Below are 13239 nucleotides of genomic sequence, written 5' to 3'. Positions count from 1 at the left end.
AGCACCATGACGATCCCTCCCGCCGTCGGGCACTCGGCTTATCATACGGGTTGTCGAGAGTCACTGGGCCAGCTCTATCATCACCACCAGCCTTGGTTGCAGCAGTTGCTCAGGCAACGGCTGGGATGCGGCGAATCGGCGGCCGATTTGGCGCAGGATGCGTTTGTGCGGTTGCTGAAGACGCCGCGCCATTTCGATAGTTTCGATGGCACCCGAGCCTATCTCAGCCGGATGGCCAAGGGGATGTGCGTGGATCATTGGCGCCGTCAGGACATCGAGCGAGCCTGGCGAGAGACATTGGCCGTCCGCGCGGAAGTGAACATGCCCTCCGTCGAACACCATCAGATCGTCATCGAAACCCTGTGTGAAATCGACCGCATGCTGGCGCAACTGCCGGAGAAAGTCGTCAGTGCCTTTCTGGCCTCGCAGCTACACGGTAAACCCTATCGGCAGATTGCCGAGGAGCTGGGGGTTTCCGAACGGATGGTCAAAAAATATATGGCGCAGGCCATGCTGCAATGCGCGTTGATCGAAGCAGGCTTCGAGGCGAGCCTCTAGATGGAGACGGCTACCTGCGACGATGAAGCAGCCAAACGTCGTGCGTTGGCGGAGGCTGCCGAGTGGTTTGCCGAGAGGCAAGCAGCGGAGCCGTCGGCCATGGCACATCGTCGTTGGCAGGAGTGGCATGAGGCCAACGACACCCACCGCTGGGCTTGGCAGCAAGTGGAAGGCGTCAGCCAGCGTTTCACCGCCCACCTTGATGATGCAGAGCGGCAGGCCGCCGACCGAGTCATCAGCTCGGCGCGACATCGGCGCCGAGGTAGGTGGCATCTGCTGAACGGGCTGTCCAGCCTGGTGGTCGTGGTCGTGCTGGCAGGGCTCTCCTGGCAGTGGACGCCGTTGCCTCAATGGGTAGCCTATTGGCGTGCCGATTACCGCTCTGCCACCGGCGACATTTACCGTATCGAACTGGAGGACGGCACTCAGGTATGGCTCAGTAGCGCGTCGGCGCTGAATGTCGACTACGCCGCTGGGTATCGTCGGCTACAGCTGGTGGCAGGCGAGGTGCTGATCGACACAGGGGATGCCCCCGAGCGCCCCTTGTACATGGATACCCGTCATGCGCGACTGACTCCCCTGGGAACCCGTTTCAGCGTTCGCCAGCGCCAAGACGACGAGCTTTTGGCGGTGTTCGAGGGCGCGGTGGCTATTCAGACCCTTGGCGATGGCGGGCAGGCTGGCCAACGTGAGGTGGTCGATGCCGGGCATCAGGCCAGCTATTCCGCTCATGAGGTTAGCGGGCTCACGCCTGCCGTGGTGAGTCAGGCAGCTTGGGCCCAGGGTGTCTTGCTGGCGGAAGACATGTCATTGAAAGCCTTCGCCATGGAGCTGAGTCGGCATCATCATGGCCGCCTGGAGGTCGATCCAGCGGTGGCAGAGCTGACCCTGTTCGGTGCCTTCCCCATTGACGACCTGGAGCGCACCCTGAGCATGGTCGAAACGACCCTACCCGTGAAGGCACTCCGAGTCATGCCCTTTTGGATCAAGATCGAGGCGGTGTCGGCTGACAAATAACAGCACGCCCAATATAAAAAACACGTTCTGGGTTCCCCTTTTTGGCGTTGGTTCGATTCCTCTCCATAAGTCGTCAAACATCATCTGCAAGGGGAATCGATATGCCGCATCAGCGCTCTGCATTGCCTTCATCGTCGACTGTCACCCGTCTGTTGCCAAGGCGTCACCGCGCCCTCGCGCTGGCAGTGCACCTCACAGCCGTGGGCTGGTTGGTGACACCACTGCTGGCGATGCCGGCCATGGCGCAAACCAGCCAGCAGCAAGCTCGCGACTATGAGATCCCCGCTGGCTCGCTCAGCACAGTGATCAATCGGTTTGCCACGGAAGCGGGGGTATTCATCAGCGGTGCCAGCCAACTGGGCGAAGGGCGCCAGAGCCCTGGGCTGTCTGGGCAGTACAGCGTCGAGGCGGGGCTTGAGCGGCTGCTGTACGGAACCCACCTTGGAGCCGCGCGGCAGAGCGATGGCAGTTATCGGCTGGTAGAGCAGGCCGGTAATGAAGCGTTGCCGGTGCTTCATGTAGAAGCCGAGTGGTTGAGCCCCTCTGCCGTGGGGCCTGACCATGGCTATCGAGCACAGCGCAGTTTGACGGCCACCAAGACCGATACCGCGCTCGAGGACACGCCGCGTACGGTGTCCGTGGTGACTCGTCAACGCATCGAGGATCAGAACCCTCGCACACTCAGCAACATCTTGAGTTACGTGCCCGGTATTTCGTCGAGTGACTTCCCGGTGGGGGATGGCTTGGCAGGCGATATCTTCTTTATTCGCGGTATGAACCAGCGCGATTATGGCTACGGTACTTACCGCGATGGCCTGCGTGTGCAACCCAACGCCTACTCCACGTCGGCAGAGCCCTATGGCCTGGAGCGGGTTGAAGTCTTCAAAGGGCCCACCACGGCGCTTTACGGTGAAAACGTGCCTGGCGGATTGGTCAACTTGGTCAGCAAACGACCTACCGCTGATCATCAAGGCGAGGTGAACCTGAGTTATGGTAGCCATGACCGCCGCCAGGTCTCGGCCGACGTGTCTGGCCCGCTGAATGCTGACGGGTCGGTACAGGGCCGAGTCGTCTTTTTGCATCGCGACTCGGATACCCAGATCGATAGCGTACAGGACGATCGCACCTACATCGCCCCCTCGTTGACCTTCGAGCTGAGTGATCAAGACCGGCTGACCGTGTTGGGTATGTACCAACAAGATGACACCGAGCTGCAGCTAGGATTGCCAGCGGCGGGGACCCTGCTCGATCACCCTTCAGGAACGCTGAGCTCCCGCACGAACCTGGGCCATCCTGAGTGGGACACCTTCGAGCGGGAAGTCTGGTCGTTAGGCTATGAGTACGAACACGCTTTCAACGAGGATTGGCGTTTTCAACAAAATGCCCGTTACTTGCGTTCTCACGTGAATCGTCGGGAAGTGTGGTGGAGTTACCCAGGCGATGGCTATGACGATGTCATTGGTGCTTACGGCAGAGACCGCGACAACGATAGCAGGACCTTGGCGATTGATAACCGCGTGGTAGGCAAATTTGGTAACGATACCGTTGAGCACACCTGGCTCGCCGGGTTTGGCTATGATCGAACCTCTTTTTCTCAGACCCAGGATGTGGGGTTCAGTACGCCTCAACTGATCAATATCTTTAACCCCCAGTGGAGTTCATCACCGCAAACGCTGCAGCGCTCTGAAGACGGTGAGGACGTCCAGGCGTTGACCGGTATCTACTCCCAGTTGCATAGCCAAGTGGGGGGCTTGATTGCCCAGGTGGGTGGGCGCTTTGACTCGGCCAGGACGGAGTACAACAACCATCTGGCACCCGGAAGTGGCTTTTCTGTCACCGATGAGGAGTTTAGCTGGCAAGCAGGCTTGATGTATCAGTTCGACTCCGGTTTATCACCCTATGTGAATTATGCGACTACGTTTGTGCCCGCGCGCCAGGTCTCTGTCGCCACCAACGAGCCGCTAGATCCCATTACAGGCCGCCAGTACGAGTTGGGCCTGCGCTACGACCTGCCTGACTCGGATACCGCCATTACGCTCTCGACCTACGATATCGTGATGAAGAATGACATCAACTACGACAGCGCCATCGGTGGCTACCGCAACGTGGGGCGTACCGATTCCAATGGTATCGAACTGGAGTTGGTCAGTGATGTCAGCGATGCGCTTAGCGTTGCCGCTGCATACACCTACACCGATGCGCGTATTGTCGAGGACGTGGCGTTTCCCCGTTATGAGGATAATCAGGTGGCTGGCGTACCTCGCCACAAGGCCTCTCTGTGGGCCCACTATGAGGTTCTCCAAGGGCCCATGCAAGGCGCTGAAATAGGGCTGGGCGTGCGCTACCTGGGAAGCTCCAACGCCTATCCTGACGCGAGCCTGGCATACGGCGATACGCTCGCCACGCGCGCCGTGACGCTCGCTGACCTTTCCCTCGGCTATGCCTTGGATGCGAACTGGCGGGTAGGGCTCAATGTGGAGAATCTCTTCGATAAACAGTATGTGGGCGAGTGCAACAATGCCGCCCGTTGCTACTGGGGCACTGACCGTACGGTCCTGGGCACGCTGTCATTCCGGTATTGATCCATGCTGCAGATCATGCGCAGGGCCATGTGCGGGCTGTTGCCCGCCATGTTGTTGGCGGCTCCGGCGTGGGGTCAACACGACACGCCCGGTAACGTCATAACGCTGGACTATGCGATAGCCGAAACCTTGCAAGCGCTGGGGGAACCGCCTGAAGCCTTGGGCGGTCTCTCGGGTTATCGCGTATGGTGGCGCGACCCTCAAGCGCTGCCCGCCGTGGTGGAGCTGGGTAGCCGCCACCTGCCCAACCTCGAGTTGATACAAGACATTGCGCCTTCGCACATTCTGATCTCGCCACCCGCCCACGCCAATCTGGTGCCCCAACTGAGCCGCCTGGCCGCACTGAAAGAGTGGACAATCTATCAGCAGGGCACACCGTTAAGTGAGCGGTTGGATGGATTGACGGAGCAACTGGGAGAATTAGCAGGCGTACGCAGCCATGCAGATGAGTATTTGCAGGGTGTCAGGGCACAGCTGGAGATCTTGGCTACTCACTTTCAGAACCATGACCAGGCGACTCAACCGTTGGTGCTGGTCAGTTTGATGGATGAGCGTCATGCCAGAGTGTTTGGCCAAGGAAGCCTGGAAAACCTGGTGCTGGAGCAGTTGGGCCTGCGCAATGGGTGGGATGGGGAGGTCAATCGCTGGGGGTTTGCGACCGTCACCGCCGGGCAGCTGTTCGAACTCGAAGGCCGAGTGATGCTGTTGGAAAGCCCTTATTCTGCGGCGGGGACACAGCAAACGCTGCTTGAACGGGGAATTTGGCAATATTGGCCGGCCGTGACCCGTCAGGAAGCCACGACGTTGTCCGTAGCCTATTGGCACTGGGGTGGCTGGCCCTCGGCATTACGCTTTGCCACCTCGCTGGTGGAAGCGCTGGGTCCGCACGAGATGCCGTGACCTGCAGGCTCATGTTTCTCGTGTTTGCCAATCGACACTTTATGACTATAAGAAAAGCTAATGGCCTATTCACAGTATGATTTTTATTTATTGACGTTGCCGCCTATCGTAGCGCTTCACTTCTTGCAGCGGCGATAGGGATAGGTCATGTGGCAAAGCTATATAACGGGGCTCGTGGTATGCGGCGGGATCATCATGGCCATTGGTGCACAGAACGCCTATGTGCTGGGGTTGGCCATTCGTCGGGAGTACCACTGGTGGTCGGCGGGTGTGTGCATGAGTGCGGACATAGTGCTGTTGACCGCTGGCATGTTTGGCGTCAGTGCGTTCCTGCTGACCATGCCCAATGCCATGGAGGCCCTGCGCTGGGTAGGGGTGCTGTTTCTGGGCTGGCTGGCCGCCCAGGCCTTGTGGCGTGCAGGTAGTGGCCGAGAGGGGCTGACCGCCAACCACGCACGCACACGCAGTTTACGCGGCGTGCTGTTGGCGACCCTGGCTGTCACGGTGCTCAATCCACAAGTGTATCTGGATACGCTGCTGTTGATTCCTGCCGTCGGGGCCCAGCAGGAGAGCGCCGGGGTGTTCGTGGCGGGCGCCGCGACGGCCTCGGTTCTCTGGTTCAGCTTGCTGGCCTGGGGTGGCTCGGCGCTTTCCCCCTGGCTCTCTCGCCCCGGCGCCTGGCGTGTCATCGATGGCGCCATTGGCGTGATGATGCTGGTGATTGCCGTGCACCTGGCCTTGGGGTCGACACTGCTATCGTGATGCCGCCGCGTCGAAGTAGCGCCCCATGACCTCCAGCACACGCTCGACAGCGGCGTCATCGATATCGCGATGGATCACCAGTCGCGTGGCGTAAAGCAGCTGGATCAGAATGTCGTGCTCTTTCAGCCAGGCAGCCAGCGGGGCCACGTGGGCTTGATCGACGCGCAAGAACACCATGTTGGTGGCGTGAGAGGTGACCTCGAGCCCGGGCAGCGCTGCCAACCCTTCTGCCAAACGCGCCGCGCGGCGATGATCATGGGCCAGGTCGGCCACGTGATGGTCGAGGGCATGCTGGCAGGCCGCGGCGATGATGCCCGCCTGGCGCATGCCGCCCCCTACCATCTTGCGCCAGCGCCGTGCACGCTCGATCAATGCGTGCGACCCTACCAGCGCCGAACCCATGGGCGTGCCCAGCCCTTTCGAAAAGCAGAGTGATACGCTGTCGAACGGCTGGCACAGCTGCTTCAGCGAGGTATCCGTGGCGACGGCGGCATTGAAGAGCCGAGCACCGTCCAGGTGCGTTGCCAGCCCGTGAGCGCGCGCCAGCTCGGTGGCCTGCTGAACGTACTCGGCGGGCAGCACTTTTCCACCGATGGTGTTTTCCAGCGCCAGGAGCCGCGTACGGGCAAAGTGAACGTCGTCGGCTTTGACGGCGGCAGCGATTTTGTCGAGTGGCAGGCTGCCGTCTGCGGCGTGTTCTATCGGCTGTGGCTGGATGCTGCCCAACACGGCGGCGCCGCCGCCTTCGTAGCGGTAAGTATGAGCATTCTGGCCCACGATGTACTCATCGCCGCGTTCGCAGTGCGCCATGAGCGCCACCAGATTGCTTTGGGTGCCACTGGGGAACAGCAGGGCAGCCTCCTTGCCCGTGCGCTCGGCAAGGGTCGCTTGAAAGGCATTGACCGTCGGGTCGTCGCCCCAGACATCGTCGCCCAGAGGCGCTGCCAGCATGGCTGCCCGCATCGCGGAGGTGGGGCGAGTGACCGTATCGCTACGTAAATCGATCATCGTGACTCCTTGTTCACAGCGTGGCCGTCGGGCAGATCACCGATAAACCACTATGGTTAATGGGTGACAGGATCACCCAGCATAGGCGAAAAAATGGATCTTAAAAGTGGCTACCCCTTCTGGACGGTCAGTAATGGCTTGTTGACCCGTTATCCTCAGCTTACCCATGATCTTCAGGTAAACATAGCCATCATCGGCGGCGGTATCACCGGGGCGTTGATCGCCGACGAGCTGACACGCCATGGCCATGACGTGGCCGTCCTCGAGCGTCGTGACGTGGGGTGGGGCAGCACGGCGGCCAGTACGGCGCTGTTGCAGTACGAAATCGATACACACTTGTATCACCTGGCGCAGCAATACGGTGAAGCGAGTGCCGTCATGGCCTATCAGGGGTGTGCCGAGGCGGTTCATGCATTGGCCGCCCGTGCGGCAGAGCTGGGCGATATCGCCTTTCGTCGCCAACAGAGCCTTTATTTTGCCAGTGAAGCGGGCCATCTCTCTTCTCTTCGGGACGAGTTTGCCATTCGCAAGCGGTGGGGGTTCGATGTGCAGTGGTGTTCGCCCGAGCAGTTGCAGGAGGCGTATGGCTTTAGCGCACCCGGCGGTATCCTCTCGCATCTGGCGGCTACCGTGGACCCTTACCGCATGGCTTACCAACTGCTCGATGAGGTCGTTGCCAGAGGTGGGCACGTATACGATCGAACGGCGGTGGAGTCGTTGGAGGCAGACGGGGCGACCATGGGGGTTCGTTTGCGCAACGGCGCCCTGGTACGCTGCCAGCAGGTGATCATTGCGGCCGGTTATGAAAGCCAGACATGGCTGCCAGAGCCGGTCGCCAGCAACCGCAGCAGTTACGCGTTCGTCACCGACCCTTTGCCAGGCGGCATGCTCGGCAAGCTTCGCGATACCATGGTCTGGGAATCGGCGCGCCCCTACCTCTATTTGCGCTCCACCCATGATGGGCGTTTGCTGGTGGGCGGTGAAGATGACGAAGAGGATATTCCTGAGCGCAGGGACGCGCGGGTGCTTGAAAAAGCGGCATCGCTGGCTGAAAGGGTATCTTCGCTATGGCCTTCTCTGCGCATGACGCCTGCCTTCAGTTGGGGGGGGACCTTTGCTGAAACCGAGGATGGGCTGCCTTATTTCGGGACCCATGAGGCGCTGGGGCCGAACGTGCATTTTGCCATGGCCTATGGCGGAAATGGTATTACGTACAGCATGATGGGTGCGCATCTCTTGAGAGCCCATCTCGAAGGCAGGCGGCATCCGCTGAGCGACTTGTTCTCCTTCGAACGGCGTCACCTGGCGCGCTGAACTTATCGCTCAACCACCAGACAAAGCCGGTAACCCAATGAGTCAACGCGATTGAATGAGACACCTATCATGAGCCCAGTACTGTATCTGAGGGCGCTGGAGCGCAACGACCTGCGTTTCGTGCACGAGTTGAATAATAACCAGAGCATCATGTCGTACTGGTTCGAAGAGCCCTACGAGTCCTTCGATGAGCTGGAAGAGCTCTATAACAAGCACATTCACGATAACGCAGAGCGCCGATTCGTTGCCGAAGACAGTAGTGGTAGTGCGATTGGCCTGGTGGAGTTGATCGAAATCGATTACATCCACCGTAGCGCCGAGTTTCAGATCATCATTACGCCAGAGCATCAGGGCAAAGGGTTCGCACGTTCGCTGATACGGCAAGCGCTACACTACTCTTTCACCATATTGAACTTGCACAAGGTCTATCTGATCGTCGCGGTAGAGAACGTCAAGGCCATTCACTTATACGAGGAAAGCGGTTTTATAGAAGAGGGGCATTTGGTGCAGGAGTTTTTCATCAATGGCAAATATCGTGATGTAAAGCGTATGTACATCTTGCAAGAGCGCTATCTGGCCGAACTCGAAGCGCAACAACCGAAGGATTGAGCCAGAACTCGGCCTCCATGATCGTTACCAGGCATAGGCTGCCCAGTAACGATCAAACCAGTAATGATCAAATTTGCCGCGTCTCGTGGCCGAGCTACATTAGAGCTGGGCTTCCAGACGGTCGGCGCGATCACCGGCAGCGGGGTGGCTGGAGAAGACGCTACGGCTGTTGCCATATTTGGCTTCGAGCTTGCGCAGCGCCGAGACGGAGGCTTCTGCACTCAGGTCGTGGCGGCGCATGAGTTCCAGGGCGAAGTCATCGGCTTCGTTTTCCTGGCGCTGTGAGAACTGAGCATTGACGAGTTTCTCACCCAGCGCACCCAGCTCGGAACTGGAGAGTGCCGCTGCGGTGGTGCTGCCGCTGGCAGCGGCTGCCTCACGCGCTGCTGAGGCGGCATAGGCGACTTGAAAAGCGCGCTTGGAGTGGCCGAGTACCACATGGCCAATTTCATGAGCAATCACGTACTGTACTTCTTCGTCGCTCATTTCATCCATCAAACCGCTGTAAAGCCGGATAGCGCCGTTGGGCACTGCAAACGCGTTGATTTCATCACGCAAGTAAACGTCATATTCCAGCGTACTGCCGTCGACGGTTTCCCAACCTTGAGTGAGATTAGCCAAACGCTGAGCATACTCGCTATTGCTGGGAGCCACTTGGTTTTCAGCATCCAATTGCGCAATCGTTTGATCGCCGATTTGCTGCATTTGCTGATCCGACATGGTGGCTGCACCTGCGAAACTGGAGCCTGCCGACATGAGTCCGCCAAGATCTGCTCCAGATTGACAGCCGCCCAATAATAATGCCCCTGCCATTACCCACGCTGCACGAGTTTTAATCCCTGAAAAGGATGTTGTCATCCTGTAGTTCCTTCTTCTATATGACTATTCCAGTTTGCAAAATGCGTACTGCTTTTTTAAAGCGAGGCAATGTTAAATGAATTTTTGACGCGTCTCTACCCAAAGCCATCTTTATTGTGCTCTGTGCGAATTCATGACAGGTCAATGAACCTGACGATCAGAGGTTCAAAATGAATAAATAGGTGTCACGGGCAACGTGCTGGTAATGAGAAAAAGGGAAGTGCGGTAAAAGAAAACGCTCCTGCGTGACGTATCTATATATACGCACTGGCGGAGCGTTTTGGGGAACCGTATGGCAAGGTTTATTGCTGGCGCATGTAGTCGGCCAATGCGTCGAAGGCAGCACGCTGTTGCAGTGCACGTTTTGCCCATACTTCCATGACATCAGGGTTGGATTGGCTAAGGGTGGTCGGCATGGTACTCACTCCTGGAGCAGAGGTTGATGAATCGTTTTTGTTATACACAGCCTGCGTTGTGCGTTGCAGCAAGTTAGCTGTGATATGAATATTATGCGCTTTTGAACAAGCTGGCTAGTCCAAAGGATGTAGGTGTTTTGCCATAGCCTGTAAGCGATTGCTTACATTTGAATCGAAAGCGCACCTATTTTATTGAATGGAAAAGGTTTTCATAAAGAAAAGCAGCCGGCAGAGGATGCCGGCTTGAGGTGTTATCTTTTCGTCTAAGGGAGGGGAGAAATACAGAAACAGCCAATATGGCCGATATGCCCGGCGCTACTGATCAGACGGATGCTGATCGACGTAGGCGCTGATGGCGTCATTGGCGGCCTGCTGCCACTGTGCGTGCTGGCACCAGAAGTTGACTACTTCCGTATCTTCGTTCGTGCGATCCACAGATAGTGTCATTGCGTACTCCTTTTGGGATACCGCTTGATCAGTATAGACGTTTTTTGCTGCGATGCAGCATTGCTTTCCAGACCACCCCGTCCTGCAAAGCCACGTCACAGCAGCTAGGCTGAAGGTGTTGTTTGAACGTAATCGTCGCGAAAGGAGTCGCAAATGAGCGCAAATGTAGCTGAAATCATTGTCGAAACACTGCAAGACGCCGGTGCCAAACGTTGTTATGGCGTGGTAGGGGATACGCTGAATCACTTTACCGATGCCCTCCGGCAGAGCGATATCGAGTGGATAGGCGTTCGCCATGAGGAAGCAGGCGGCTTTGCAGCAGGAGGAGAGGCTTATATCACTCAGGAGCTGGCGCTATGTGCCGGTTCCTGTGGGCCTGGCAGCCTGCACTTTGTCAACGGCCTGTTCGATGCCCACCGTAATGGCTCCCCCGTGGTACTGATTGCCTCGCAAATAGCGCTGGGTGAAGCCGGTAGCCAGTTTCCTCAGGAAGTCGATCAGAGCGCCATTTTTCAGCAGTACAGCGTGTTTTGTGAAACCGTGGTATCGCCGGAGCAGGCGCGCCGCATGGCTGCCTTGGCGGCCCAGGCCGCCCTTACCAAACGTGGGGTGGCGGTGTTGATCGTGCCCGGCGATATCATGACGCAAACGCCCGATAGCACCCTGGGCTACCGTACCCACCGTTTCAGCTACTCCGTGCGCCCCAGTGCCGAGGCGCTGGTGCCTGCCGTCGAGCAGCTCAACAAGGGGGGCAATATCACCATCTTTGCAGGCGCAGGCTGTGAAGATGCCCGCGAGCAGGTCATGGCGCTGGCAGAAAAGCTCCAGGCGCCGATTGCCTGGACTTCCCGTGCCAAGGACTTCATGGAGTACGACAACCCTTACCAGGTAGGCATGACCGGGGTGTATGGCCTGGAAGGGGGCTACCATGCCGTCGCGGAGTGCGACACGCTGTTGCTGCTGGGGTGCAACTTTGCCTTCAGCCAGTTCTACCCGGAGCGCGCCTGTATTCTTCAGGTAGATAGGGACCCCGCTCAGATAGGCAAGCGTTACCCGGTGGATGTGGGCATCGTCGGCAGCACTCGGGACACCTGTGAAGCGCTGTGCCAGGTGGTGCAACCCAATACGCACACCCGGTGGCTGGAAAAATGCCGCAAGCGTTATGCCAAGTCGCTGGAAAAGTCGGCTCATCAAACCAGAGATAACGATACGATCCACCCACAAGAGCTGACCCTGGCCATCGACCGGCACGCGGCCGACAACGCCGTGCTGACCGCAGACACCGGCAGTGTCAACGTGTGGATGCTGCGCCATATCCGTGCCCTGGCGGGCCGCCGCACCCACTCCAGCCTTCAGCATGGCACCATGGCGAACGCTTACCCGCAGGCCTTGGGGATTCAGTTGGCCTACCCCCATCGCCAGGTAATTGCCATGTGTGGCGATGGTGGCCTGACGATGCTCATGGGCGATTTACTCACCCTGGTCCAGCAACGAATCCCGCTCAAGATCGTGGTGTACAACAACAGCTCCCTGAGCTTCGTGGAGCTGGAGCAGAAAGTGGAGGGGCTGTTGGATAGCTACACAGAGCTGCAGAACCCCGACTTTGGAGAAGTAGCCAAGGCCATGGGGCTGTGGGGGCGCCGAGTAGAGCAGCAGTCGGAGCTGGACGTGGCCATCAGCCAGTGGCTGGCTCAACCTGGCCCCGCGCTGCTGGACGTCGTGGTCAACCCCATGGAGCTGGTCATGCCGCCCAAGGTAGAAGCAGGGCAGGTCGCCTCGACCGCGCTGTACTCGGCCAAGGCGGTGTTGAGCGGACGGATGGATGACGTGGTGCATCTGGTCAAAAGCAATTTCCTGAAGCGCTAGCGCGGCAGTGGCATGCTATGTTGTCAGCAGCTCACACAACACTGACAACACAAAGAGCCATGCCATGACCTCACACTCGGATGCAGTGACCGTTCATGACCGCTGGGTAGATACCCCCAGCGGTCGTCTGTTTACCCGCACCTGGCAGCCTCGCCATGCACGCTCGGCGGTGCCGATTCTGCTGTTTCACGACTCGCTGGGCTGTGTGGAGCTATGGCGGAGCTTTCCCGCCGCCCTTTGCCAGGCCACGCAGCACCCAGTCGTTGCCTACGACCGTGCGGGCTTCGGGCGTTCTGGCGCTCGATTGGCGAAACCGCCCCATACCTTCATCGAGGACGAATACCGGCAAGCGGTTGCAGCACTGCTGGAGGCGCTGGCAATCACCCACTTCATCGCCCTGGGGCACAGCGTAGGAGGCTGCATGGCCGTTCACTGTGCAGGCCAACAGCCGGAGCGTTGCCGAGGCTTGATCACGATCGCCGCGCAGGCGTTCAACGAACCGCGCACTCGTCAGGGTATCGAAGCGGCCAAGGAAGCATTTCAACAGCCCGACCAGTTTGCCAGGCTAGCCAAGTACCATGGCGACAACGCGCGCTGGGTGCTCGATGCCTGGATCGACACATGGCTGCACCCCGACTTTGCAGAGTGGACGCTGGTGCCTGCACTCGAGCGCGTGCAGTGCCCGACCCTGGTACTGCACGGCGAGCGAGACGAATATGGCTCCCACCGCCAGCCAGAACGCATTGCGCGCTACACCCACGGCCCAGCCCACTGTGACATCCTGCCAGGCGTCGGCCACGTTCCCCATCGTGAAGCAGAATCCACGGTAGTGGCCTTGATCGAGGAGTTTGTCGCCCGCCTGACGCTTGAAGTAAGCGTTACGAATGCGTGAGTGTTTTGAT

General features: G+C 58.8%; 12 protein-coding genes. 9 read left to right on the top strand and 3 right to left on the bottom strand.

Annotated elements, in window-relative coordinates:
* Positions 1-6 precede the first annotated feature (6 nt).
* From IE091_RS12765 to IE091_RS12745, 5 genes are all read left to right on the top strand, one after another.
* Positions 7-558 carry a sigma-70 family RNA polymerase sigma factor gene (locus tag IE091_RS12765; RefSeq protein WP_052196354.1) on the top strand — a complete coding sequence of 184 codons (552 nt, stop codon included), beginning with the start codon at positions 7-9 and terminating at the stop codon, positions 556-558.
* Complete coding sequence (locus IE091_RS12760) at positions 559-1575, top strand: FecR domain-containing protein (protein WP_189463801.1); 1017 nt, start codon at positions 559-561, stop codon at positions 1573-1575. It abuts the gene before it with no gap.
* Between the two features lie 101 nt (positions 1576-1676).
* On the top strand, positions 1677-4157 hold the full coding sequence (locus IE091_RS12755) for a TonB-dependent siderophore receptor (protein WP_229800831.1): 2481 nt from the start codon (positions 1677-1679) through the stop codon (positions 4155-4157).
* A 3-nt stretch (positions 4158-4160) separates the two neighbouring features.
* Entirely contained in the window at positions 4161-5057 is an 897-nt protein-coding gene (locus IE091_RS12750; protein WP_189463800.1) for an ABC transporter substrate-binding protein, read from the top strand.
* A 147-nt stretch (positions 5058-5204) separates the two neighbouring features.
* Positions 5205-5819 carry a LysE/ArgO family amino acid transporter gene (locus IE091_RS12745; RefSeq protein ID WP_039176900.1) on the top strand — a complete coding sequence of 205 codons (615 nt, stop codon included), beginning with the start codon at positions 5205-5207 and terminating at the stop codon, positions 5817-5819.
* Here the strand turns inward: IE091_RS12745 and ltaE are convergent.
* Entirely contained in the window at positions 5811-6827 is a 1017-nt protein-coding gene (gene ltaE / locus IE091_RS12740) for a low-specificity L-threonine aldolase (protein WP_039176897.1), read from the bottom strand. The two genes, IE091_RS12745 and ltaE, sit on opposite strands and share 9 nt — an antisense overlap.
* A 93-nt stretch (positions 6828-6920) precedes the next feature.
* Here ltaE and IE091_RS12735 point away from each other — a divergent pair, with 93 nt between their 5' ends.
* Complete coding sequence (locus tag IE091_RS12735; RefSeq protein ID WP_189463799.1) at positions 6921-8141, top strand: NAD(P)/FAD-dependent oxidoreductase; 1221 nt, start codon at positions 6921-6923, stop codon at positions 8139-8141.
* Between the two features lie 69 nt (positions 8142-8210).
* Positions 8211-8750: a spermidine N1-acetyltransferase gene (speG, locus tag IE091_RS12730; protein ID WP_016914738.1), complete on the top strand. Its 540-nt coding sequence runs from the start codon at positions 8211-8213 to the stop codon at positions 8748-8750.
* A 99-nt stretch (positions 8751-8849) separates the two neighbouring features.
* Here the strand turns inward: speG and IE091_RS12725 are convergent, their stop codons facing one another.
* Together IE091_RS12725 and IE091_RS18580 are read right to left on the bottom strand one after the other, a co-directional pair.
* Positions 8850-9470: a M48 family metalloprotease gene (locus tag IE091_RS12725; protein ID WP_229800830.1), complete on the bottom strand. Its 621-nt coding sequence runs from the start codon at positions 9468-9470 to the stop codon at positions 8850-8852.
* A gap of 869 nt (positions 9471-10339) precedes the next feature.
* Entirely contained in the window at positions 10340-10471 is a 132-nt protein-coding gene (locus IE091_RS18580) for a hypothetical protein (RefSeq protein ID WP_260851376.1), read from the bottom strand.
* 153 nt (positions 10472-10624) lie between these two features.
* Between IE091_RS18580 and IE091_RS12720 the strand changes: the two genes are divergently transcribed.
* Both IE091_RS12720 and IE091_RS12715 read left to right on the top strand, forming a co-directional pair.
* Entirely contained in the window at positions 10625-12337 is a 1713-nt protein-coding gene (locus tag IE091_RS12720) for a thiamine pyrophosphate-dependent enzyme (RefSeq protein WP_189463798.1), read from the top strand.
* 64 nt (positions 12338-12401) lie between these two features.
* The gene (locus tag IE091_RS12715) at positions 12402-13229 is read left to right on the top strand and encodes an alpha/beta fold hydrolase (RefSeq protein WP_189463797.1); all 828 of its coding nucleotides are present in this window, start codon (positions 12402-12404) and stop codon (positions 13227-13229) included.
* Positions 13230-13239 lie beyond the last annotated feature (10 nt).

The sequence above is a fragment of the Vreelandella hamiltonii genome, assembly GCF_014651775.1.
Taxonomy (GTDB): domain Bacteria; phylum Pseudomonadota; class Gammaproteobacteria; order Pseudomonadales; family Halomonadaceae; genus Vreelandella; species Vreelandella hamiltonii.
The sequence above is the reverse complement of the archived record's forward strand: the minus strand, read 5'-3'. Positions and strand labels throughout refer to the sequence as shown.